The 24,589-nt window shown below is 44.5% G+C and carries 18 protein-coding genes; 16 read left to right on the top strand and 2 right to left on the bottom strand.

Annotated elements, in window-relative coordinates; all coding sequences use genetic code 11:
- The first annotated feature begins 86 nt into the window (after positions 1–86).
- The 11 genes from secA to ACP8HG_RS11600 all read left to right on the top strand — a co-directional run bounded on the left by secA (position 87) and on the right by ACP8HG_RS11600 (position 13,006).
- Positions 87–2,594 (top strand): preprotein translocase subunit SecA, encoded by a 2,508-nt coding sequence (gene secA, locus ACP8HG_RS11650; RefSeq protein WP_067211966.1) that lies wholly within the window; start codon positions 87–89, stop codon positions 2,592–2,594.
- 38 nt (positions 2,595–2,632) lie between these two features.
- A protein-coding gene (gene prfB / locus ACP8HG_RS11645; protein WP_156476176.1) for a peptide chain release factor 2 occupies positions 2,633–3,734 on the top strand; the annotation gives its coding sequence in 2 pieces (ribosomal slippage) (positions 2,633–2,704 and positions 2,706–3,734; 1,101 coding nt in all).
- Positions 3,735–4,060: 326 nt separating this feature from the next.
- Positions 4,061–4,402, top strand: a complete 342-nt coding sequence (cccB, locus tag ACP8HG_RS11640) for a cytochrome c551 (RefSeq protein WP_354312331.1) — start codon at positions 4,061–4,063, stop codon at positions 4,400–4,402.
- Positions 4,403–5,264: 862 nt separating this feature from the next.
- The gene (ftsE, locus tag ACP8HG_RS11635) at positions 5,265–5,948 is read left to right on the top strand and encodes a cell division ATP-binding protein FtsE (protein ID WP_067211958.1); all 684 of its coding nucleotides are present in this window, start codon (positions 5,265–5,267) and stop codon (positions 5,946–5,948) included.
- Positions 5,938–6,822: a permease-like cell division protein FtsX gene (gene ftsX / locus ACP8HG_RS11630; RefSeq protein ID WP_067211956.1), complete on the top strand. Its 885-nt coding sequence runs from the start codon at positions 5,938–5,940 to the stop codon at positions 6,820–6,822. The genes ftsE and ftsX overlap by 11 nt, the downstream gene beginning before the upstream one ends.
- Before the next feature lie 34 nt (positions 6,823–6,856).
- Positions 6,857–8,170 carry a murein hydrolase activator EnvC family protein gene (locus ACP8HG_RS11625; RefSeq protein WP_231885703.1) on the top strand — a complete coding sequence of 438 codons (1,314 nt, stop codon included), beginning with the start codon at positions 6,857–6,859 and terminating at the stop codon, positions 8,168–8,170.
- A 121-nt stretch (positions 8,171–8,291) separates the two neighbouring features.
- Positions 8,292–8,939: a hypothetical protein gene (locus ACP8HG_RS11620; RefSeq protein WP_438296342.1), complete on the top strand. Its 648-nt coding sequence runs from the start codon at positions 8,292–8,294 to the stop codon at positions 8,937–8,939.
- On the top strand, positions 8,932–9,513 hold the full coding sequence (locus ACP8HG_RS11615) for a redoxin domain-containing protein (RefSeq protein WP_438296340.1): 582 nt from the start codon (positions 8,932–8,934) through the stop codon (positions 9,511–9,513). The genes ACP8HG_RS11620 and ACP8HG_RS11615 overlap by 8 nt, the downstream gene beginning before the upstream one ends.
- A gap of 73 nt (positions 9,514–9,586) precedes the next feature.
- On the top strand, positions 9,587–11,035 hold the full coding sequence (locus ACP8HG_RS11610; protein ID WP_438296338.1) for a S41 family peptidase: 1,449 nt from the start codon (positions 9,587–9,589) through the stop codon (positions 11,033–11,035).
- A 526-nt stretch (positions 11,036–11,561) separates the two neighbouring features.
- Entirely contained in the window at positions 11,562–12,716 is a 1,155-nt protein-coding gene (locus ACP8HG_RS11605; protein ID WP_438296336.1) for a PDZ domain-containing protein, read from the top strand.
- Between the two features lie 38 nt (positions 12,717–12,754).
- Positions 12,755–13,006, top strand: coding sequence for a CsbA family protein (locus tag ACP8HG_RS11600; protein ID WP_067211939.1), 252 nt, complete (start codon positions 12,755–12,757; stop codon positions 13,004–13,006).
- A 290-nt stretch (positions 13,007–13,296) separates the two neighbouring features.
- On the opposite strand, the gene ACP8HG_RS11595 is transcribed toward ACP8HG_RS11600, so the two are convergent.
- Positions 13,297–13,605: an AzlD domain-containing protein gene (locus tag ACP8HG_RS11595; RefSeq protein ID WP_067211936.1), complete on the bottom strand. Its 309-nt coding sequence runs from the start codon at positions 13,603–13,605 to the stop codon at positions 13,297–13,299.
- Positions 13,605–14,330 carry an AzlC family ABC transporter permease gene (locus ACP8HG_RS11590; protein WP_338655594.1) on the bottom strand — a complete coding sequence of 242 codons (726 nt, stop codon included), beginning with the start codon at positions 14,328–14,330 and terminating at the stop codon, positions 13,605–13,607. Before ACP8HG_RS11590 ends, ACP8HG_RS11595 begins: the two co-directional genes overlap by 1 nt.
- 157 nt (positions 14,331–14,487) lie before the next feature.
- Here ACP8HG_RS11590 and ACP8HG_RS11585 point away from each other — a divergent pair, with 157 nt between their 5' ends.
- From ACP8HG_RS11585 to ACP8HG_RS11565, 5 genes are all read left to right on the top strand, one after another.
- On the top strand, positions 14,488–15,111 hold the full coding sequence (locus tag ACP8HG_RS11585; RefSeq protein WP_354312336.1) for a TVP38/TMEM64 family protein: 624 nt from the start codon (positions 14,488–14,490) through the stop codon (positions 15,109–15,111).
- 124 nt (positions 15,112–15,235) lie between these two features.
- Complete coding sequence (gene addB / locus ACP8HG_RS11580; protein ID WP_438296332.1) at positions 15,236–18,733, top strand: helicase-exonuclease AddAB subunit AddB; 3,498 nt, start codon at positions 15,236–15,238, stop codon at positions 18,731–18,733.
- Positions 18,711–22,418, top strand: coding sequence for a helicase-exonuclease AddAB subunit AddA (gene addA, locus ACP8HG_RS11575; protein ID WP_438298648.1), 3,708 nt, complete (start codon positions 18,711–18,713; stop codon positions 22,416–22,418). Before addB ends, addA begins: the two co-directional genes overlap by 23 nt.
- A 2-nt stretch (positions 22,419–22,420) precedes the next feature.
- Positions 22,421–23,617, top strand: coding sequence for a DUF418 domain-containing protein (locus ACP8HG_RS11570; protein WP_342538841.1), 1,197 nt, complete (start codon positions 22,421–22,423; stop codon positions 23,615–23,617).
- A 43-nt stretch (positions 23,618–23,660) separates the two neighbouring features.
- Positions 23,661–24,560: a fumarylacetoacetate hydrolase family protein gene (locus ACP8HG_RS11565; RefSeq protein WP_067211921.1), complete on the top strand. Its 900-nt coding sequence runs from the start codon at positions 23,661–23,663 to the stop codon at positions 24,558–24,560.
- Positions 24,561–24,589: the final 29 nt, after the last annotated feature.

The following is a 24,589-nucleotide window of genomic DNA, read 5'->3' as shown; positions in this document are numbered from 1 at the left end:
TCCTTAATGTGTTTTGGCTAGACCATTTGCACCGTGCAATTCACAGTGTTAAAATGAAGGGTGAACCTAATGAGGATGTGACCTAAATGCTTAGCGTATTGAATAAAATGTTTGATATGAATAAACGAGATTTGAAGCGTCTTGACAAGATTGCGGACAAGGTCGAAGCGCTTGCAACACAAATGGAACAGCTTACGGACGAACAACTGACAGCAAAAACAACTGAATTCAAAGAACGTTTCTTAAAAGGAGAAACGCTTGATGATCTTCAGGCTGAGGCTTTTGCAGTCGTTCGCGAAGCGTCGAAACGTGTTCTTGGCATGTATCCATTCCGTGTGCAAATTATTGGGGCTGCTGCTTTACACGAGGGCAATATCGCGGAGATGAAAACCGGTGAAGGGAAGACGTTGACGTCAACGCTTTCGGTTTATTTGAACGCACTTGCGGGTCAAGGCGTACACGTTGTAACCGTGAACGAATACCTTGCAAGTCGTGATGCGACGGAAATGGCGCTGCTTTATGAGTTTCTCGGATTCTCAGTTGGTCTGAACTTAAATAGTTTATCGAAAGAAGAGAAACGGGAAGCGTACAGTGCGGATATCACGTATAGCACGAACAACGAACTCGGTTTCGATTACTTACGTGATAACATGGTGCTTTATAATGAACATAAAGTGCAGCGTCCGCTGTTCTACGCAGTTATAGATGAGGTTGACTCGATCTTAATTGACGAAGCGCGTACACCACTAATCATTTCAGGGCAAGCTGCGAAAGCGGCAGAATTGTATCGCTTGGCAAATAAATTTACACAATCACTCAAAAAAGAAGAAGATTATTCATATGATGAGTCGACGAAAGGTGTCGTCTTGACAGAAAGTGGTATCGAGAAATCGGAAGCTGCATTCAGTATTGATAACTTATTCGATTTGGAACATACGACACTTAACCATGCGATTAACCAATCGTTGAAAGCACATGCGAGTATGCATATTGATGTCGATTATGTTGTTCAAGAAGGCGAAGTCGTCATTGTCGATTCATTTACAGGACGTCTTATGAAAGGTCGTCGCTACAGTGATGGACTTCACCAAGCGATTGAAGCAAAAGAAGGCCTAGAAGTTCAGAATGAAACGATGACTCTTGCAACAATTACATTCCAAAACTACTTCCGTATGTATGACAAACTGTCTGGTATGACTGGGACAGCGAAAACGGAAGAAGAAGAATTCCGTAATATTTACAACATGAACGTCATTGCTATACCGACGAATCGTCCGCTAATCCGTGATGACCGTGCAGATCTTATTTATTCTTCAATGGAAGGTAAATACCAGGCAGTTGCGGAGGACATCAAAGAACGGAATGACAAAGGGCAACCAGTTCTTGTTGGTACAGTTGCGATTGAAACGTCTGAGATTATTTCTAAGCATTTGACAAAATACGGTGTGAAGCATAATGTTTTAAATGCGAAAAACCACAGTCGTGAAGCGGAAATCATTTTGGAAGCCGGTCACAAAGGTGCTGTTACAATTGCGACGAATATGGCGGGCCGTGGTACGGATATTAAACTTGAAGAAGGCGTGCAGGAACTTGGCGGTCTAGCGGTTCTTGGTACAGAACGACATGAGTCGCGTCGAATTGACAACCAGCTACGTGGACGTTCTGGTCGTCAAGGGGATCCGGGTGTGACGCAGTTCTATTTATCGCTTGAAGATGAATTAATGCGCCGTTTCGGTTCGGACCAAATGAAGTCGATGATGACGAAACTTGGTATGGACGACACGACGCCAATTCAGTCGAAAATGGTATCGCGTTCGGTTGAATCTGCTCAGAAACGGGTAGAGGGAAATAACTTTGATGCACGGAAACGTTTGCTGCAGTATGATGATGTATTACGCCTGCAGCGTGAAATCATCTACAAAGAACGGAATGAAATTCTAGAGTCAGAAAACATTCGTGGCGTACTAGAGAAAATGCTGTCGAATGTAATTGCAAATGCTGTGGCAATTCATACGACGGAAGAAAAAGAAAGCGATTGGAATCTAAAAGGACTCGAAGATTTCTTGGGCGCAAATATACTCCCGGACGGTCGTATAACAACTGTGGCTATGGAAGAGAAATCGGTTGAGGAATTGACGTCGTTGATCCAAGAAGCTGTTACTGAACGGTACGATGAGAAGGAAGAGGAAATGTCGGAAGAGCGCATGCGCGAATTCGAAAAAGTCGTCTTGCTTCGTGCCATTGACTCGAAATGGACAGATCATATTGACGCGATGGATCAATTGCGTCACGGTATCCATTTACGTGCATATGGTCAAACTGATCCGCTTCGTGAGTATCAGGCGGAAGGATTTGCAATGTTTGAGGAAATGGTCGCATCGATTGAAGCCGATTCAGCGAAATATGTGATGAAAGCAGAAATTCGCAACAACCTTGAACGTGAAGAAGTTGTTAAAGCACAGGCCGTTAATCCGAAAGAGGATGGCGAGCAAGTGCGTAAGAAACCAGTGCGTCGCGCAGTAAACATCGGTCGTAACGATCCATGCCCATGCGGCAGCGGGAAGAAATATAAAAACTGCCACGGTAATGCATAAGTTACCGGGCAACCCAAATTCAGGAGGAAACTATTATGATGGAATTATCCGATGTACGCAACGAGCTCGACAAATCAGCTAAGAAATTAGCGGACTTTAGGGGGTCTCTTTGACTTAGAAAACAAAGAGGCACGAATTCAAGAGTTAGATGAAGCAATGCTGGAGCCAGGTTTCTGGGATAGCCAGGAAGGTGCACAAAAAGTAATCTCCGAGTCGAATGCGTTGAAAGACGTTGTCGGCGAGTACACGGAGTTGACTGATGAGCAGGAAAACCTTGAAATGACGCTTGAACTATTACGCGAGGAAAACGATGCAGAGATGCAAGAAGATCTTGGCGTAGAGTTGAAGGGATTCAAGAAGAAGCTCGATGAATTCGAACTGCAAATGCTACTCAGTGATGAATTTGATGCGAATAGTGCGGTTCTTGAACTTCATTCGGGTGCAGGCGGTACGGAATCCCAGGACTGGGCTTCTATGTTGCTTCGCATGTACACACGTTGGGCTGAACATCGCGGCTTCAAAGTCGAAACACTCGACTACCAAGCCGGAGACGAAGCTGGCGTGAAATCCGTAACATTGGCAATTAAAGGCCATAACGCATATGGTTATTTAAAAGCAGAAAAAGGCGTTCATCGCCTCGTTCGGATTTCTCCGTTTGACTCATCAGGCCGACGCCATACGTCATTCTCTTCAATAGAAGTAATGCCGGAGTTTGAAGGCGAAGTTGACATTGACCTTAAAATGGAAGATGTTAAAATCGATACGTACCGTTCAAGCGGTGCGGGTGGACAGCACGTCAATACGACAGATTCAGCAGTCCGTATGACGCATCTTCCAACTGGCGCAATTGTTACATGTCAGACAGAACGTTCACAAATTAAAAACCGTGATCGCGCAATCAATTTATTGAAAGCGAAGATTTACCAGATCAGAGTCGAAGAAGAAGAAGCACGTCTTCTTGAAATTCGGGGAGATCAAAAAGAAATCGGTTGGGGAAGCCAGATCCGTTCATACGTTTTCCACCCGTATTCCATGGTAAAAGATCACCGGACGAGTGCAGAAACAGGCAACGTCAGTGCAGTAATGGACGGCGATATCGACCTGTTCATCAATGCTTACTTACGTTCACGTATATCTTAATAAAATGAAATGAAAAGGAGTGCACTTCGGTGCGCTTTTTCATTTGCCCGCATCTTTAATGAAAAAAATGGATAGTCCTATAAAGAGGTTTTGGAAGCATGGATTATGTGTATATTAACTAATACAGACGTAATTTTAATGTTATTAGTCGTTTGGCACGTCTAATAATGGAGTTCACAAAGTTGAGACAAACTGTAGTGGAGGTTGAGAAGACGCTATTTGTCGACGGTTTGATGAATTTAGGGTAATCCCTAGGTGATTTTAATGCACGTTGTTTTGGTATACTTAGGTAGGCAGTACAATAATTCATAAATGGAGGTAAGAAAATGAAAACTAAGTTTTTAGCAATTATGTTGGGAGCTGTTCTTGTCCTTGGGGCATGTGGCGGCGACAAAGCAAAAGAAGAAGATAAGGGTACAACAGGTACTGGTACTGAAACAGCATCAGTAGACGTTGAAAAAGTGGTTAGCACGAGCTGTATCGCTTGTCACGGTGGTAACCTTGAACTTAAAGGTGGCGTAGGTCCCGATCTATCAAAAGTTGGTGACCATATGTCCGAAACAGAAATCCATGACGTAATCATCAACGGCCGCGGCAGTATGCCACCTGGTCTTATCAAAGGTGAAGAAGCAGACGCAGTTGCAAAATGGCTTGCTGAGAAAAAATAATTTTTACAATGAAACCGCAACTGGGCGATATGCCTGGTGCGGTTTTTTTGTTTATTGGCGGGATGGGTGGGGTTTGGTAGTAGAGTATGGCGGCTTGCCGTGACAGTTCTGCGGTTAGCCCTCACAGTTAGCAGGAATACCCTGACAGTTTGGCGTTGCCCTTAGAGTATGTCGACTTGCCGTGACAATTTGGCAGTAAGCCCTCAGAGTTAGCAGGAAAGCCATGACAGTTAGACGTTCCCCTTAGAGTATGTCGGCTTGCCATGACAGTTCTGCGGTAAGTCCTAACAGTTAGCAGATTAGCCATGACAGTTTTGTGTTGCCCTTAGAGTATGTCGGCTTGCCATGACAGTTCTGCGGTAAGTCCTAACAGTTAGCAGATTAGCCATGACAGTTTTGTGTTGCCCTTAGAGTATGTCGGCTTGCCGTGACAGTTCGACAGTAAGCCCTCACAGTTAGCAGAAAAGCCATGACAGTTTGGCGTTGCCCTTAGAGTATGTCGAAATGCCGTGACAGTTCGACAGTAAGCCCTCACAGTTAGCAGAAATACCCTGACAGTTAGACATAGCTCCCGCATTTCCCTCACAGTTCAACGGAACTCTTCATCATTTGATAAAACCATCCGCTAGTTCAAATATTATTGTCAAAAAAAAGAGGAGTTACCTCCTAAAGGTCGAATACAAACAAGTGAGTTAGACTTTTGGTCTACTAGTTTTATTGTATAATAGTACTACGTTCTATGTTTATCGACGTTATATTCAAGTTTTAATTGAAACACAACTGTAATACTTAGAAAGGTGAATCATGTTATAATGGGGCTGTTGGAAAAAAAGAGAGACAAAAATATTCAGGTGGTTTTAGAATGATTGTGATGAAAAATGTCTACAAAAAGTATCCAAACGGTGTCGTAGCAGCAAATGGCATTAACATCGAAATCGACCGGGGAGAATTTGTTTACGTGGTCGGTCCGAGTGGTGCAGGTAAATCGACATTTATTAAAATGATGTATCGTGAAGAAAGACCAACAAGTGGAGAAATTCTTATTAATGGTATAAATCTTGCAACATTGCGTAACAAACGTGTACCCCAATTGCGCAGGCAGATTGGTGTCGTTTTTCAGGACTTTAAATTATTACCTAAATTGAATGTTTACGAGAATGTGGCGTTTGCGCTCGAAGTCATTGAAGCACCGCCAGCAGAAATACGAAAAAAAGTGAACGATGTTCTTGCGCTTGTCGGACTTACGCAAAAAGCGCGAATGTTCCCGAACGAATTATCAGGTGGAGAAGAGCAACGTGTTTCCATCGCGAGGTCAATCGTCAATGTACCGAAAGTTGTCATTGCAGATGAACCGACAGGAAATCTTGACCCTGAAACATCATGGGAGATCATGAGGATCTTCGAACAGATTAATGCTCGTGGAACGACGATTGTCATGGCCACCCATAATAGGGAGATTGTTAACGCTATAAAACACCGTGTTATCGCAATAGAAGGCGGACTCATTACCCGTGACGAATACGGAGGTGAGTACTATGAAGGCTAGAACACTCGGTCGGCATGTACGCGAAAGCTTCAAAAGTATTCGCCGTAACAGCTGGATGACATTTGCGTCAGTCAGTGCTGTTACTGTCACCCTCCTGCTTGTCGGTGTATTCATCGTGATTATGATGAATTTTAATCATCTCGCGCAAAGTATCGAGAATGACGTGGAAATTAAAGTGGTTGCGGATCCAGCTGCAGATAAGTTGATAATTAAAGAGCTGGTAGAAAAAGTTCGTTCGACAGATGGCGTTCTCGAAGTGGTCTATTCGTCGAGAGATGCTGAGCTAGACAAGATGATTAAATCATTTGGTGACGAACTTAGTTTATATAAACAGAGTAATCCGCTTGGCGATGCACTTTATGTAAAAGCGAAGGATCCACAACAGACTGCTACTATTGCTAAGAAAATTGATACATACGACTATACATATGAGGTCGTGTATGGCGAAGAAAAAGTGGAGAAACTCTTCAATGTACTTAACCTGAGCCGGAATATCGGTATTGTTTTGATATTGGCACTGTTATTCACGGCGATGTTCCTTATTTCGAACACGATCCGAATAACTATCGTTGCTAGAAGAACTGAAATTGAAATTATGAAATTAGTCGGAGCGACGAATAACTTCGTGCGTATTCCGTTTTTGTTGGAAGGAATGTGGCTTGGCATTTTGGGGGCATTAGCTCCAATGCTCATCATTTCTATATCCTATTACAAACTATTCGAGCTTTTGGAACCGAAGCTACAAGGAGAATTGTTCCAATTACTAAACACGACACCATTTATAATCCAACTGAACGGACTGATTCTGTTTATGGGGATCTTTATTGGTATTTGGGGCAGCTTTATGTCTGTGCGTAAATTTCTTAAAGTGTAAGTAATAGATAGAGTGTGAGAGGGGAACTGGGAAGTTGAATAGATATAAAAAGCTGTTGTCAGGTACAATTGCAATCGTTTTCCTGTCCACTATTATTAGTGGAGCGGGAGTTTTAGCGAGTCCTTTGGATGACCTGAAAAAAGAACAGAAATTACTTGATAAGAAGAAAAGCGAATTGAATACGGGAATTAGTAAAAAGAATACTGAAATTAAAAGCAAAAAAACGACTATCGAAAAAATTACAGATCAAATTTTAGCACTTAACGCTAAAATAAACGAATCCAATGAACAGATTAACCGTGTTATCGGACAAATAAATAAAACAACCGAAGAAATTGATGCGTTACGCATTTCAATTGCTGATCTTGAAAAGAAAATTGAAGAGCGTGACGTGGTATTGCGTGAACGTGTTCGTGCTATGCAAGTAAAAGGCGGACAAGTTAGCTATCTTGACGTTCTTCTCGGAGCCAATAGTTTTGCAGATTTCATAGACCGTTTTTCGGCTGTCAATTCTTTAATGGATGCAGATCGAAGTATTATGGAGCAACAAGCGAGTGATATTGCGCAGCTTGAAGAAGAAAAAGCACTTGTCGAGTCAAAACTTGCCAAGCAGGAAGCCGCTAAAAAAGAACTTCAAAACTTGAGAGCATCTCTTTTAGCACAGAAAAGTGATAAGAATAAGTTAATCGATAAACTAGAAGCAGAACAACAGAAATTAGCCAACGAAAAAGAAAAGCTAGAAGTTGATTTGCATGAAACTTATGAAGTTAGTAAGGATGTTGAAAAGAAAATTATAACAGAACAAAAACGTATTGCTGAAATTGCGCGTCAAGCTGAAATTGCACGTAAAGCAGCGGCAGCTCAAGCCGCGAAAGACAGACAAAATAGTAGTGGTAGTGGGGGTTCATCTTCTTATCTTCCACCCGTCTCAAATGGGACATGGACGAAACCTGCTTCCGGAACTTACACGTCGTCATTCGGTTGGAGAACGCATCCAATTTACGGCACTCAAAGGCAGCACCGTGGAGCCGACATTGCGAATAGCACTGGAACATCTGTTGTATCGGCGGGTGACGGTGTTGTTTCCCACGCCGGACCAATGGGAACTTACGGCAATGTAATCATGGTGACACATTCAATTGATGGGCAGATTTTCACAACAGTTTATGCACATTTGTCCAGCATTAATACAAGCGCTGGTCAGCAAGTTGCGAAAGGCCAGTTCATCGGGAAGATTGGAACCACAGGCGCATCGACCGGGCCTCACCTCCATTTTGAAATGCATATCGGAAACTGGTCTGCATCTGGACCAAGTGCCGTGAATCCATTACGTTATGTATCATTCTAACTAATTGTGTCCGCCTCAAGACTGAGGCGGATTTTTTTTGTTTCTTTCAACTAGAATGATGGCTTTCGATGCTATTTTTGGATACGATTATGGTATTAGGTGTTGAAGGGGGCAAATGCGAATGCCAGTCACTTCATTTTTCACGATAGGAAGCCTTAGTATTCCCTCGTCTTGGATTGCCCTCATGGTAGCATTTGTTGTTGCATATAGTGCAGTTCGGTTCCGATATGGGAAGAAGCAGGCGGAAATGATAGGAGATGCGTTCTTTTACTTGGTGATTGTTTGGAAATTGAGTATAGTCCTCACTGATTTCAATTCGGTTCTTCGGTCACCACTTGCGATTGTTTATTTCCACGGTGGGGCAGTCGGTTTTTACTTGGGGCTGCTATTTATTGCCGGGAAGACCTTATGGGACATGAAGAAGGGGCGGCTTGATGCTAATGGATTTCGGGCACTTTTTACGGGTGTAGTTTTAGTTCAAGTTGTGTATCAGGTGATAATGGTTTTATTGAATGAAGGCGAAATGATTGCGCAAGTAGTAACGGTAGTTGTATTTGGGTTATTCGCGGTATTTTTCTGGATGAATAGTGGGAAAGCGGATAATTGGCCGGTTCAACTTGCACTTGTGTTTATGGCGGTTCATGTTTTTGTGGCTGCCGTCCAACCAGATGAATTTATGCAGACACCGCTTATTACGACTGTAGTCATGGGATTGTTTTTTGTGATTGTGTTTATGCGAAAGTTAGATTGGAGGGATATCTATGAATAAGAAAACACTCGGATTCATCATAGCTGTACTGCTTATCGGATCGATGGTGGTCATTATGGTGAAATCGAATTTGGATAAACCAAAACCAATTGATGAATTTCTGATTGGTGCCGACTTTAGTGCATTAGACGATGAGCCTGGTTTGGAAAAAGGTTCGGTTCCGCCTGACTTTGAACTGTCTACGTTGTCTGGTGATGTGGTGAAGTTATCGGATTTGAAGGGCAAAAAAGTAATTTTAAATTTCTGGGCTTCGTGGTGTGGTCCATGTAAGGCGGAAATGCCGCATATGCAGAAATACTATAAGAAATATAAGGATACCGATAATGTGGAAATTATTGCGGTCAATTTGACGACGGAGGAAAGGCGGGGCCTTAAGGGCGTTGAGGAATTCATCAAACTCTATGGATTAACGTTCCCAATTCCGCTGGATAAAGAAGGTACCGTTATCGATGATTACCGGATTATCCCAATTCCGACAACGTTTATGATTGGCACGGACGGTAAGATCAGTCAGAAAATCGTTGGGCCGATGGATGAAAAAGCATTGAGGAGCCTTGTTAAGAATTTAGATTGAAGAAAGCCGGTTTTCTGCTGTCGTAATGTTCCTTTTTCGTTCATATAGTGGACGGAGGAGGGGACATTGCATTATGCAGAGAAGCCGGTTTATTTTATTCGTCATACTGGCCGCTTTGGCGACGGTCGTCTTTCTTCTGTTGGATGGTTGTGCAGGAGAAGGCAGTGCTAAGAAGGAAGAGGGGACGCTAAGTGCGTCGTTTCCGGTAATCGATGAAGCGTTCAACGTCATCAAGAAACAAGGCGTATACCCAGTGGATAAGGACAGGTTGATTGAAGGGGCGCTGCGCGGAATGGCGGATGTCATCGGCGATCCGTATTCGACGTATCTGTCGCAGGAAGAGGCGGCCGCCCATAAGGAATCGCTGGCAGGAGAGCGAATCGGGATCGGCGCTGAAATTACGCGCTCGAATGGGAAATACATCATTGTGGCTCCGGTGAAAGGGTCTCCAGCTGAAAAAGCGGGTTTGCAGCCGTATGACGAAATCGTTCGTATTGACGACGAGCGAATTGAAGGGGAATCACTGCAAGACGTTGTACAGCGAATCCGCGGTAAGAAAGGGACAACGGTTTCCATGACGATTTTCAGGCCTGATTTGGATAAGCATATCGAAGTGTCGGTCGTGAGGGACAGTATTCCTGTAAAAACTGTATCCACTGAAATGATTGAAGAGCGTGGACAGAAGATCGGTTACATATCGATTACGATGTTCGGCAATGAGAGCCGCAAAGAGTGGCTGGATGGAACAAACAAGCTCATTAAGGACGGGGCACAGTCACTGATAATCGATGTGCGCGGCAACCCCGGCGGTTACCTGCATACTGTTGGCGGTATCGTGGGCAGTTTAGTGAAGAAAGATACGACTTTTGCCTATATGCAAGATGCGGCTGGAACGCTGGAACCGCTCGTTACGGAAAAGACCGACAAGTTTCCATATGATGAAAAGCTGCAAAAAATGCCGATTGTTTTACTGCAGGATAAAGGCAGTGCCTCCGCAAGTGAAGTGATGAGCGCTGCATTGAAAGATTTAAAAAGAGGCTACATCATTGGTGCAACGAGTTTCGGAAAAGGAACGGTTCAAGAAACATTGGACTTGTCAAACGGTGGAGAGATGAAGTTGTCAACTCATAAATGGCTCACACCAAAAGAAAAGTGGATTCACGGAAAAGGTGTGAAAGAAGACCTTGAAGTTGTTCAAAGTGAATTGTTTGGCGAGCATATCCGACTCGTCACAGAAGTCTATACGGAAGGCGATTATCACGACGATATCGCTTATGGCCAGAAGTTGCTGACGGGCCTAGGATATAGTGTCGCTCGAAACGACGGATTTTTTGATGAATCAACTTCCCGTGCAGTTAATGCTTTTCGAGAAGATGCTGAAGTAGAAGTAGGGGCAACCATGGATCGATTATTTTTCTCAACTGTAAAACTTAAAGTGGAAGAATTCCGAAACGACCGTAAAAATGACGATCAGCTGCAAATGGCAATTGGCTATATCCATCATATAGTAGCTGGAAAGTAAAAGTTGACTCCCGACGTAACGATGTCGGGAGTATTTTGGTTTTATTTGTTTTATTGGATGAGATGGACGGCAGGCGGCCATGACTTCGCGTGGGATAGCCATGACCTCAAGGAGACTAGCCATGACAAAGTTCGGTTTTGCCCTTACTAACACGTGCAGCCATGACTTCGCGTGGGATGGCCGTGACTTCAAGGGGAAGAGCCATGACGAAGTCGATATTTGCCCTTACTAACTTTTGCGGCCATGACTTCGCGTGGGATTGCCGTGACTTCAAGGAGACTAGCCATGACAAAGTCGGTATTTGCCCTTACTAACTTTGTCGGCCATGACTTCGCGGGGGATAGCCGTGACTTCAAGGGGAAGAGCCATGACTATCGCCTACACCACCCCAAAACTATAAGCGGTTTTTCCCATTTAATGAATAATTCAATACCGTTTCACATAGAGCAGGATTCTTTTGTTACAATGTAGAAACATGATAGTGTAAACGAAGATTGGATGGTGACGGTTCGTGTCCGAGAAAACGATGTTTGACATAGTAGAAGCGGTTGCGCTGTTTTTCCTGAATCCATTATTCATAGCGGTTCTTTTTACAGCAGTTGGAGTTGGGTATTTCCGTGTGAAAAAAGAGCGTCGGAGTTTTAAAGTCCGATTGTTGCCGGGGTTAACAGAATTGAAGCGGCTTTTGGCTGAGTCATGGCCCTATGCGCTCGTACTCTCCGTTTTGATTTCCGGGGCAGGTTTGCTAGCAGATCCGGGTTGGCTTGTGCTATTTTCTGCGTCAGCACTTATTGCACTGCTGACATTCTATTATAAAGTGACTTCACCGATTTATTTTGCGTCTGCGGCTTTTTTCGCTCTTTATTTCATAGAAAAATATATGGGGAATTTCTCGTTTCGTGGTTGGACGCCAGGGCAGGCGGATTTACTTGGCGATCTTACGGTAACGATTCCAGTCATCGCTGGGTTATTCTTAATTGTTGAAGGACTTCTTATTCGACGTCATACGATCCGGTATGCGTCGCCGTCCTTGATGCATACAAACCGTGGACTGCGTGCTGCAGCCTTCAAGACGAAGCGGCTATGGCTGTTGCCGGTTGTATTTCTGGTGCCAGGGGATATGATTTCGGCTTTCGTACCATATTGGCCGCAATTCACATTTGGAGAGAGTGCATTCAGTTTTGTTCCGGTTCCTGTTATAATCGGATTTTCACAAGTGGCTCGCTCGCTGTATCCAGATATTTTATTCCCAAAAATTGGCCGCGCTATCGTTTGGACAGGCGGTATTGTCGTTATCGTAGGGCTTGCTGCATTATGGCTTCCGATTTTAGGATGGGTAGCTTTACTACTAGGGGTAGTGTGTCGCGCCGCCATTTCCATTACGGCTTCGGTACGTGACAGGCAAGGTGGGTTCGCTGTTGCGCCGCGTCCAGCGGGGGTTGTCATCGCGGGCGTTGTACCAGGATCTCCTGGAGAAAAAATGGGGCTTCTGCCGGGTGAATACATTTGTGCTGTAAATGGTCTTCAGGTAAGTAACGAGAAAGAACTATATGATGCGATTCAGCTTAATGCTGCACATTGTCGCTTGCAAGTGATTGATCGTAACGGGGAAGTTCGGCTTATGCAACAGGTTATTTATCGACATGACCACCATCGCCTAGGACTTCTCGTCGTTCGGTAAACATCGAGTGAACGATTACTCTGGAAGGAATGTTGAAAATGGATTCATTCGATACTAAACTGTTACTTGCCTTGCTTTTGCCGGGATTACTTGTTATTTTATTCACCCGTGTGACATTTCACCACGTCGTCGGCCTTATTTTGACGGTTGCTTTGATTGCAGCTTCGGTATACGCCGGTTATACGCATAACTGGCTACTCTACGGGGCAGATGCGCTATCGCTCACGGTCGGGTTTTGGTATGCGACACGTATGATGAAGATTGCAAGGCAGCATGAACAAGAGGATTAACGAATGGAGCCGCTCGCTGTTAAAGGAGCGGTTTTGTTGTGGGATGAAATAGTGGGGCAAATAGAGTGTTGGACCGAGCATATCCGTCGTGAACCGATCAAAACACATGGCGACCCGAGCATATCCGTCGCGAGCCGATCATAAGACATGGCGACCCGAGCATATCCGCCGTGAATCGATCATAACCCGCGACTAACCGATCATATCCACCGCGAACCGATCATAACCCGCCGCCAACCAACCAATCATCCTAAAACAAAAAAAGACCGCACCCAAGCGGCCCCCCATCCTCACATAAACAAACTATAAACAGCCAGCACAGCAATCGTGCCAAGAACAACGGACATTACCCCGCCGCCAAAAATGGCGATTAAAAACGCGGCACCGGCTCCAAGCACCCCAAACAATATATTCCCTTCCTGTACAAATAAAATTGCTGGAAAGATGAGCGCACCTAGGACGGCATAAGGAATGTTGCGCAAGACACCTGACACAACCGGCGGCAGCTCTTTACCGTCTAAAACAGTCAGCGGAATCATACGCGGAATGTATGTCACAAGCGCCATACCAAGAAGCATCCACCAATAACTTGGCCCCATTAAACTTCCTCCTCTCGTTTGAACATTGTTTCAGTCGTTTTCCCGCGCCGTGAATAAACAATCTCTACTAGAATAGAAGATGCAAGTGTTGCGACAAGAATGGACCAGCCCGTCGACAAGGCCTCTGTTACGTACAGGACGCAATGGATGACCGCCGCAAGTGCAGCGAGCATGACAACTTTGCGGTTGCCCTTCATCGAAGGAACAAGTAATCCGATGAACATTGCGTAGAGGGCAATCGACATTGCGGCTTGTAAAAACTGGGGTAGATTAGCGCCGATAATATGTCCTATGACAGTGAAGATGACCCAACTGCCATAGGCAATCAGCGATACGCCGAATGCGAATGCGGTAGAAATCTTTCCTTTCTTCCCTGTTGCGAGTACTGTAAATGATTCGTCTGTAATGCCGAACGCATAGATCGCTTTGACCCATTTTCGAGCGGGCTGCATCTTTTCATTGAGCGAAGCCGTCATAAGAAAATGTCGAATATTGACGACGAATGTATTCATGACAATCAACAGCGGGTCGATACCTAATGTAATTAGGCTGAGTGACATGTATTGTGCGGCACCGGCGTAAACGAATATACTCATCGCAGTAGCTTCTATAATAGACAAGCCGGCAGTTTTAGCGAGCAGTCCAAATGTAAGTGCCACGGGGAAATATCCGATTGCAATGCTCGTCCCTGCTTTTAGACCAGCTGAGAATTGGTTATTCTTCATTGTATTCACATCTTCCCAAAGTATATTTAAGCGATTATACTATACTTCAGGGTTTAAATGTTCATATTTAAAGGAAAACTCTAAATACGGGGTATTTTTATGTAATCAAAAAGTAGAAAGCCTGACGAAAAAAGTTTTTGAATTGAGGTTGTTACTAATGAATGAGTGGATGAATCCTGATAAAATAATCGAATTAGCACAACACTATAAATCACTTGGGCCGTTTCTTGGGCTATTACTGCCATTTATCGAGTCATTTCTACCGTTTCTTCCGCTCTTTGCATTTGTTCTGGCGAATGCAGGCGCTTACGGTCTTTGGTATGGATTCCTTCTGTCATGGGCGGGAACTGTTGTGGGTTCTTATGCTGTATTTTTGATCATACGAAAATATGGACGCAATCGGTTACTTAATTTCTTGACAAAAAGCGCACGTATCCAAAAATTAATCAAGTGGGTGGAGAGAAACGGTTTCGGACCCTTATTTTTATTCCTATGTTTCCCGTTTACACCGTCCGCACTCGTCAATCTTGTTGCAGGTTTATCTGATATGAAGAAAAAGAATTATCTAATCACATTGATGGCTGGAAAGTTTGTCATGATTTTCATGATTAGTTATATCGGCTATGACATAAAAGCGTTATTCACGAATCCAAAGCGAACTGCGGCTGTCGTAGTCGGTATCTTTTTACTATGGCTCGTGGGTAAATATTTTGAGCGCAGGCTGAATTCAAAAGTGGAGGCCGATTTCCGTGCATCTGCCACCCAGCGTAATGATAAGTAATCGTACCCTATTATGTGAAATGGTTCCTGTCATCCCTAACTTTCTGTACAATGGAAAGTAAGGATGACAGGTTTTTATTATTGGAACAAATTACATATAGCCAAATAGCAAGGGAGGAAACCTTATGTCACTACGTTTCATAACCGGTAGATCGGGCGCTGGAAAGACGACGTTCATTGAGCGGGAAATGGCTGCTGAACTGGAACGAGATCCAATGGGAGCGCCTGTTATTGTCATTGTGCCTGACCAGATGTCGTTTTCGATGGAGCATAGCTTGTCCGTTAATTTCGGATTAAAAGGGATTATCCGTGCACAAGTATTGACGTTCAAGCGGTTGGCGTGGCGTGTATTGCAGGAAACTGGCGGCATTACGCGTAAGGAAATAGATGGTTTCGGGTACAGGATGCTTGTACGAAGCGTTTTAGAAGACAATCGGGACCAGTTCAAATTGTTCCGACAAGCGGCTAATAAACGTGGATTCACGGAACAAATTGGGGACTTGCTGAAGGAGTTTAGTCGCTATTGCCTCGACCATCAAACGATGAGCAATCTCCATGATGCACTAGCTTCAACAGGTGCACCACGCACATTGCTCGACAAAGCGGAAGACTTGTCATTATTGCTGACAAAAATTGAAGAAAAGCTGGGTACAACTTATGTCGATAGTGAAGGACACTTGGCTCTACTTGCTTCACAAATTGCCCATTCAGACCTGTTAAAAGGGGCAGATATTTATATCGACGGTTTTGAAAATTTCACGACGCGGGAATATGAAATAGTCACGGAACTGATGAAACACGCCAATCGACTGACAGTTGTGTTGCCGATGGAAGGCGCTCTCACAGGGTTTGCGGACCATGAATTATTTTTCAATCCCGTAAGGACCTCCCTCAAATTGCGTGAACTGGCACGTGCTGAATCGGTGGAAGTAGAGGAAGATGTCCATTTGGCGAATTCGCCACGTTATCAAAATGAAGACTTAAAACATTTTGAAGCGGAATTCGACCACTATCCTGCGAAGCAACAACCGTCAGCTGGCAATGTGGTCTTGATTGAAGCAGCGGACCGTCGTGCGGAAATCCACTCAGTGGCGCGTACAATCCGTGAGTTAATGATTGCAGGCAAGCGTTACAAAGACGTTTCAATTTTGTACAGGCAGCCTGAAAAATATGATGAATTGATTGAGACCATTTTTCCACATTATGATATTCCGGTGTTCATCAGCCAGAAGAAACCGATGTTGCATCATCCGCTTATCGAGTTTTCACGTTCGGTGTTAGAAGCGGTGACAACGGGTTGGTCATATGAATCGGTGTTCCGCGCAGTAAAAACAGATCTCTTTTTCCCACACCGAGAAACCAAGTTATTATGGCGTGATCGAGCAGATAGACTCGAAAACTATGTTCTGGCACATGGGATTTACGGACAGCGTTGGTTCGATGACAGCCGTTGGCGCGTGAAAAAATACCGCGGTCTTGAATTGCATTCAAATGTGCAAACCGACGAAGAAATCGCGATGGAGCAAGAACTGCATGTGATTCGTGATGAAATTCGGGATCCGCTTACTGATTTTGAAAAACGTTTGAAACGGTCAAAAACGGGACGTGATGTCGCGGAAGCGCTGTTTTTATTCATGGAAAACTTAAATGTCTATGATAAAATCATCGATCTGCGTGCGGAAGAAGAGCGTGCAGGACGATTACTTGGCGCAACGGAACATGAACAAGCTTGGAACGGCTGGATTAATGTACTAGATCAGTTCGTCCTTATGTTCGGCGATAAAAAAATGGATGCTGTAGAAGCAGCACGGATTTTGGATGAAGGATTTGATTCACTCGAATTTGCTCGCATTCCGCCGTCGCTCGACCAAGTGACGGTGTCGACTGTCGAAGTTTCAAGCTTAATGGAAATTGACGCTGTATTTGTCCTTGGGGTGAACGATGGCGTCATGCCGAAGCGGGTTGACAATGAAGGGCTTCTGTCAGATGCCGACCGTGAATGGTTCTCGGAAATCGGCTTTGAACTAGCTCCAACGTCGAAGATGAAATTGATGGATGAAACGTATATGGCCTATCGTGCATTTACGGCACCGCGCGAAAAATTATATGTGTCGTATCCAGTTGCAGACGAGGAAGGGAAAGCACTTATTCCGTCGTTGTATATTACGAGAATTGCACAAATGCTGCCAGGAACTGAAACTAAAATAGCGGTAACGGATCCATCCGAATTGTCGCTAGAAGCCAATCAATTCGATTACATTAGCCACCCGCGTTCGGCACTTCCTTATGTATCAATGAAGTTGAAAGAGGCGGAACAGTCGGGTGTGTTGGAACGTGAATGGCGTGCAGTGATGGCGTATTACGACGAGGATCCGTATTGGTCGTCTGTCATCAGTCATATCATCCGCCCGATGAACGCGAAAAATGGGGTGGAACGACTGCGTCCAGAAATAACGGAAGGGCTATACGGGGAATCATTTGTTTCCAGTGTGTCACGGATTGAATCCTATTACAGCTGTCCGTTCCAACATTACGCCTTGTTTGGACTTGGTTTGCGCGAACGGACAGAATTTACGCTGGAAGCACCGGCTATCGGGGATTTATTTCACGCGGCTTTAAAATGGGTGTCCGATGAAACAATGCGCCTCGATAAGTCGTGGGCAGAGCTGACGCGCGAAGAATGTTGGAAGCTTGCGAGAGCAGCGGTGGAAGATATTTCACCTTACTTCTTTAATCGAATACTATTATCAACGAATCGTTATGTTTATATTAAACGCAAGCTCATGCATATTATTCAGCGAACAATTTATTCACTGAGTACACAGGCGAAATCGACGGTATTCAAACCTGTTGCCATTGAGGCAGGATTTGGACCTGGCGAAGAATTGCCGGCGCTTGAAATTCCATTGCGCCGTGGTGATTCGATGAAACTGCGTGGCCGGATTGACCGTGTCGATGCGACCGAAATTGGCGGCAAAAACTATGTCCGTGTTGTCGATTACAAATCATCCGCCAAAAGCCTTGATTTAACGGAAGTCTATTACGGTTTATCCTTACAAATGATGACCTATCTTGACGTAGCGCTAGAAAACGCAGACGAATGGCTCGGCATACATGCGGATCCAGCGGGAATTTTGTATATGCATATTCATAACCCGATGATCCGCTCCGGTTCCGAATTAACACCTGCACTCCTTGAAGCGGAAATCGCGAAATCCTATAAGATGAGAGGCTATTTGCTCGATAATCAGGAAGTTGTCATCGGCATGGATGCTGATATTGGCAGATCCTCTTCAATCGTGCCAGCCTCGATTAAAACGGATGGAACATTTGCGAAAACATCGAAAGTATTGTCATCCGATGATTTGCAGATGATGCGGTCGTTTGTCAGAACGCGCCATCAAAAAGCCGGAGATGCCATGCTTGCGGGCGATACCCGCGTCTATCCCTATAAATTAAAAAATAAAATGCCATGCGAGTTTTGTTCGTATCGATCCGTTTGTCAGTTCGATCAAACGGATCCCTCAGCAGAGCATCGGTCTTATGCCGAAATGGACCCAGAATTGTCTCTCGATAAAATGCGTAAGGAGGTGGGGGATGATGCACATACCCGTGAAACCTGAGGGACTAACATTTACTGACGCCCAGTGGAAAGCAATTTGGGCGACAGGGAAAGATATTCTCGTTTCCGCTGCCGCTGGTTCGGGGAAAACGAAAGTGTTAATCACACGAATGATTGAAAAAGTACTGGATGAAAATAATCCAATCGATGTCGATGAACTGCTCGTTGTGACATTTACCAATGCCTCTGCTGCAGAGATGCGACACAGGATGGCGGAAGCGTTGGAAGAAGCGATTGCTGCAAGGCCGGAATCTGTCCACTTGCGCAGGCAGTTGAATTTATTGAACAAAGCACAGATTTCTACACTGCACTCATTTTGTATGAATGTCGTTCGACAATATGCTTATTTAATCGATATCGACCCGGGATTCCGGATTGCGGATAGTACGGAAGCGGCGCTTTTAAGTGACGATACAATTGGGGCTGTACTTGAGGATGCCTATAGTGCGGAAAATCCGGAAGCAATGTACCGGCTGGCAGATAGTTTTACGTCTGACCGCAATGATCAGTCCATCGAAACACTGATTGATCGTTTGTATGATTATTCCCGCGTTCACCCGGTACCCGAACAATGGCTGCGTGAAATTCCCATGCAATATGAGATTAGTGACCAAGCTTCTATCGATGATCTTGAATTTATCGAACCGCTGAAAACGGCCATTCTCCATACGCTTGAAGAAGCGGCGGCGTTAACTGGCGATATGCGAAATATTGCGCTGATGGTGGACGGGCCGGAACCACTTGCTGCTACGGCTGAAGCAGATTTGATGTGGATTAATGAAGCAATTCGACGCATCACGGATGGTACATGGGAAGAGATGTACGCATTTTTTGGCTCTCTCAAATGGGCAAAGGCGGGGACAATCCGCAAAGATTCGTGTGATGAAGAACTTGCAAAACGAGCGAAAGCGCTGCGTGATGCGGTGAAGAAAATTATTAATACGTTGAAAGAATCTTATTTCACGAGAACACCAGCCCGTTTATTAGATGAAATTCGCTTGATGGCGCCGACCATGCATACGCTCATTGACTTAGTGATCGACTTCGGAAGGCGTTTCGAACAAGTGAAAATTGACCGAGGGATTGTCGATTTCTCGGATTTAGAGCATTATGCGCTACGGATTTTATCGAATGTTCAAGATGGAGAACTGGTGCCTTCTGATATCGCAGTTGACTACAAAAATCGCTTTTCAGAAGTTCTTGTCGATGAGTACCAGGATGTCAATATGTTGCAGGAGACGATTATCCAGCTCGTTAAGCGCGGAGAGGAAGAGGATGGCAATCTGTTCATGGTTGGCGATGTAAAACAGTCAATTTACCGCTTCCGTCTTGCTGAACCGATGCTGTTTCTTGGAAAATACAATCGATTTACGGCAACGGATGGCCATCAAGGCTTGAAAATCGATTTGAATGCCAACTTCAGAAGTCGTAAAGAAGTGCTCGATGCGACAAATTTCGTCTTTTCACAAGTGATGGGCGCGCGTGTCGGAGAAATCGAATACGATGATGCGGCGGCGTTGAAATATGGCGCTAACTATCCTGAAAAAGCCGTAACAGCTGGTTTGACGTTGCTCTATGAAGAAGAGGAAGATGAGCAGGAGTTAGACGATGCAACGGAATTAGCAGGCCAAAGCTTGAAGAGTTCGCAGGCGGAAGCACGATTTATGATTAAGAAAATTCGTGAACTGATCGCATCTGGCGCTGAAGTAACTGATGCATTTAGCGATAAAAAGCGTCCACTTGAATATAGAGATATTGTTATTTTGATGCGTTCAATGACATGGTCAGGTGAAATCGCAGAGGAATTTAAACTAGCGGAAATTCCAATCTATGCTGAACTAAAACGCGGTTATTTCGATGCGTTAGAAGTGATGATTATGTTGAATACATTGCGTGTCATAGATAATCCCTATCAGGATATTCCACTTGCATCCGTCCTCCGTGCTCCGTTTATCGGCATGACGGAAAATGAGTTGGCACAAATTCGTCTTGCCGGAAAAAGCGAGCCGTTCTTTGAAGCGTTGAAGCGTTTCGTTACAACAGGCGGAGCAGGTGTTGCAGCAGCAACGCAGGAAAAATTGCAACGGTTTTTCAATCAGTTCGAGGATTGGCGTAACTTGGCACGACGCGGTTCGTTGTCCGAATTGATATGGCAAGTCTATTCCGATACACATTACTACGAAATGGTCGGTGCAATGGCAAATGGTAAACAGCGCCAGGCCAATCTACGTGCGCTGCATGATCGGGCAATCGATTATGAAAAAACGTCGTTCCGTGGGCTGTTCCGTTTTCTACGTTTCGTTGACCGTATGCGAAAACGGGGCGATGATCTCGGTGCCGCACGTTCGCTTACTGAAAAGGAAAACGTTGTCCGTATCATGACCGTCCATTCATCAAAAGGACTGGAGTTTCCTTTCGTTTTCATCGCAGGGGCAGGTCGGAAATTCAATAAGATGGATTTCAATGAACCGTATTTGTTCGATCAGCATTTTGGTCTGGCAGTGAAAGCGATTGATCCGGACAACCGGATTACCTATACATCATTGCCGTTTCTTGCAATGAAGGAAAAGAAAGAACTTGAAATGCGTGCGGAAGAAATGCGTGTGTTATACGTTGCTATGACACGGGCGAAAGAACATCTTGAGATTATTGCTTCTGTAAAAGATATTGAAAAGTCGATTGTCAAATGGCAAGATGCCCAGCTGATCGGCCCTGACCTGATGTTGCCTGAGTATACGAGGTCACGTGCAAACGGTTATTTAGACTGGATTGGTCCAGCAGTCGCGAGACATCCGGCATTTGCGAAATTCGGAAGTATCCCGGGAGGTCAGTCTGTAATCGATGCCTCAGTTTGGCAGATAGATGCGCTGCCTGTTTCGGCATTATTTAGTAAGCTTGGAGATAGCGATGAGGAACCAGTGAAATCATTGGATGTCGTTCCAATTGAAGAAGTCGACGCAGGGATGTTGTTGGAAGTGAAACGCAGGTTTGACGCGACATATCCGCATCTTTCATCGGTGACAAAACGGTCTAAGCAGACGGTCAGTGAGTTGAAACGGCTGTCGATTCTAGAACAACAGGCGGACGATGATTTGTTTGTGTCTACGAATGCGGATGTCAGTACGGCATATCTCCATAATCGACCAGCCTTTATGCAATCACGGGCACTATCTGCAGCGGAAGTCGGGACGGCGATGCATACGATTATGCAGCATATCGATATCCAGAAAGAAAGTAGTGTTACTGACGTTGAGAAGTTGCTAACAGATTTGACGGTTCGCCAGTTGCTGACTACAGAAGAAGCGATTGCAGTCGATGCCAATACGGTTGCACATTTTTTCAAAACGTCGATTGCGAAACGGCTTATGAAAGCTGAGAAAGTAGAGCGCGAATTGCCGTTTACGTACGCTTATGATGATAACGACGGGGATTACCAAATCTTGCAAGGAATCGCGGATTGTTTATTCGAAGAGCAAGATGGTTGGGTCCTGCTAGATTATAAAACTGACCGAGTCAGCGGACGCTTTGGTTCGGATGAAGAAGTCGACGAAGAAATGCAGGTCCGGTATGGCATCCAGTTGAACTTGTACAAGAAAGCGATTGAAGAAATTGTGGGAATCGACATTAAAGAGATGGTCCTTTATTTATTTGACGGACAGAGGACTATAAATATTCAGGGGGAATAAAATTGAAATTAACACCAACAACGCTTGGAAATCGTATTGAGGCGCTCGATATGCTGCGCGGGTTTGCATTACTCGGGATATTCATCGCGAATATGCTCGTATTCCATTCACCGTATTTGTATATGGATCCGTATTCATGGTTTAGTGCATCGAGTGATATGGCGGTCTTTAAATGGGTTGATATCTTCGTGGAAGCGAGTTTTTACCCGATTTTCGCCATGCTGTTCGGTTATGGTTTAAATATGCAATATGAAAAATCAATGGCAAATAAGATGTCATTTGCGCCAGTCATGGCACGTCGTATGGGCGTTTTGCTCGTCTTCGGTTTACTTCATGTATTGTTCATCTGGATGGGTGACATTTTGTTTACGTACGCGTTAATGGGCTTTATGATGATTGCGTGTGTTAGGATTCCGAAGAAGTGGATGTTACCGATTGCTGCTTTCGTCTATATTGTGCCTTCGGGAATCATTTATGGAATCACTTATTTTCTCAATAAATTGGATTCGAATGCAATAATGGAAGGCTACGCAGATATTCATCAAATTGAACGCTCGCTTGAAGCGTATGCCTACGGTAGTTATGGCGAAATCTTTAGCTTCCGTTTTACTGAATGGCTAACTTTGGGATTGACGAGTTCGTTACTAGGTATCTTCGTCGTATTGCCACTCATTATGATTGGGGCAGGGTTGTCTAAATGGAAAGTAATTGAGCGCGCCGCGGAATTGAAAGTGGGCATCGCAGTCGTGACTGTTGTTTCACTTGCTGCGGGCATATGGATGAAAGCTATACCACATACTAGTGGTCCTTCAATGGATGCACTTGTATTGCAAGAGCAATTCGGCGGTCCTGTTTTAGCAATTGGTTATATAGGTTTGTTGCTCTTACTCTATCAACTACCATTTTTCCGCGCGATATTCCGTCCTATTTCAAAAGTAGGTAGGATGTCGTTGACGACGTATATTACGCAATCGATTGTGGCGACACTTATTTTTTACGCCTACGGTTTTGGCATGTATGGCAAAGTAGACTTGGCAACGGGAGTGGGTATTGCAGTTGGTGTGTTCATCATTCAAGTTCTAATTGCTGAACTTTGGCTGTCGAAATTCCGCATGGGTCCATTAGAGTGGTTGTGGCGCAAAGGAACATACGGAAAGAATTTGCCGAATAAAGAGGAAAAGGATCGGCCTTTGTCGTAGTAATCAGAATAAGGGTTTTACTAATGAAGGGATGGGCTGACAGATGAAATTATTATCGTTCCGTTACGAAGGCAGGACGTTATTTGGACCTAAAGTGAAGAAGGAAGATGCAGTATGGGATATGTTAGCGATTGCAGAAGCATTTGAGGATACTGATTTTCCACAAACAATCACGGAAGGTATTGCATCTGGTCTGGATTTCGTTGAAAAAGTACGGAAACTTGCTGAACAGGCGCGGTCGGATGAGAATTCGGACCGATTCAAATATGCATTCACTGCTATAGAATGGCTTTCGCCAATTCCGAGAACGCCTAAAAATATCCTATGCGTAGGCAAAAACTACGCTGACCATGCGGCGGAAATGGGCGCAGATGCACCACCTGAAAAGTTGATGATTTTCACGAAATCACCAACCGCTATTGCAGCGGATGAACAAGACGTTTCAGTCCATGCCGATGTGACGGATAGCCTTGATTATGAAGGGGAACTTGCGGTTGTCATTAGCAAGGGAGGACGTAATATCCCGAAACAATTGGCCTATGATTATATTTTCGGTTACACCATTGCAAACGATGTGACGGCGCGTGACGTGCAAGCGGCACATGGCCAGTTCTTCTTAGGAAAAAGTCTCGATGGATCGTGTCCAATGGGACCTTATATTGTGACGAAAAATGAAATACCGAATCCACATAATTTATCAGTTGTGACAAAAGTGAACGATGAAGTGAGACAAAATGGCAATACAGCGTCGATGATTTTCAAAATCGACGAACTGATTGCTGAAATATCACGTTATGTGACACTTGAACCAGGCGATGTCATTTTGACTGGTACACCTGCTGGCGTCGGTAAAGGCATGACACCTCCGACATTTTTAAAACAAGGCGATACTGTAAAAGTGTCCATTGAAAGCATCGGAACTCTCGTAAATAAGTTTGTTTGAGCAGTTTCCCTTTTGCGAATTAGTCAATT

Source organism: Sporosarcina sp. FA15 (genome assembly GCF_051550195.1).
Taxonomy (GTDB): Bacteria; Bacillota; Bacilli; order Bacillales_A; family Planococcaceae; genus Sporosarcina; species Sporosarcina psychrophila.
This window is presented reverse-complemented; position numbering and strand designations above follow the sequence as displayed.

Excerpts from the sequence above, each read along its gene's own strand:
- secA (WP_067211966.1), top strand. The coding sequence starts at position 87 with ATGCTTAGCGTATTGAATAAAATGTTTGATATGAATAAACGAGATTTG.
- cccB (WP_354312331.1), top strand. The coding sequence starts at position 4,061 with ATGAAAACTAAGTTTTTAGCAATTATGTTGGGAGCTGTTCTTGTCCTT.
- ftsE (WP_067211958.1), top strand. The coding sequence starts at position 5,265 with ATGATTGTGATGAAAAATGTCTACAAAAAGTATCCAAACGGTGTCGTA.
- ftsX (WP_067211956.1), top strand. The coding sequence starts at position 5,938 with ATGAAGGCTAGAACACTCGGTCGGCATGTACGCGAAAGCTTCAAAAGT.
- ACP8HG_RS11620 (WP_438296342.1), top strand. The coding sequence starts at position 8,292 with ATGCCAGTCACTTCATTTTTCACGATAGGAAGCCTTAGTATTCCCTCG.
- ACP8HG_RS11615 (WP_438296340.1), top strand. The coding sequence starts at position 8,932 with ATGAATAAGAAAACACTCGGATTCATCATAGCTGTACTGCTTATCGGA.
- ACP8HG_RS11610 (WP_438296338.1), top strand. The coding sequence starts at position 9,587 with ATGCAGAGAAGCCGGTTTATTTTATTCGTCATACTGGCCGCTTTGGCG.
- ACP8HG_RS11605 (WP_438296336.1), top strand. The coding sequence starts at position 11,562 with ATGTTTGACATAGTAGAAGCGGTTGCGCTGTTTTTCCTGAATCCATTA.
- ACP8HG_RS11600 (WP_067211939.1), top strand. The coding sequence starts at position 12,755 with ATGGATTCATTCGATACTAAACTGTTACTTGCCTTGCTTTTGCCGGGA.
- ACP8HG_RS11595 (WP_067211936.1), bottom strand. The coding sequence starts at position 13,605 with ATGGGGCCAAGTTATTGGTGGATGCTTCTTGGTATGGCGCTTGTGACA.
- ACP8HG_RS11590 (WP_338655594.1), bottom strand. The coding sequence starts at position 14,330 with ATGAAGAATAACCAATTCTCAGCTGGTCTAAAAGCAGGGACGAGCATT.
- ACP8HG_RS11585 (WP_354312336.1), top strand. The coding sequence starts at position 14,488 with ATGAATGAGTGGATGAATCCTGATAAAATAATCGAATTAGCACAACAC.
- addB (WP_438296332.1), top strand. The coding sequence starts at position 15,236 with ATGTCACTACGTTTCATAACCGGTAGATCGGGCGCTGGAAAGACGACG.
- addA (WP_438298648.1), top strand. The coding sequence starts at position 18,711 with ATGCACATACCCGTGAAACCTGAGGGACTAACATTTACTGACGCCCAG.
- ACP8HG_RS11565 (WP_067211921.1), top strand. The coding sequence starts at position 23,661 with ATGAAATTATTATCGTTCCGTTACGAAGGCAGGACGTTATTTGGACCT.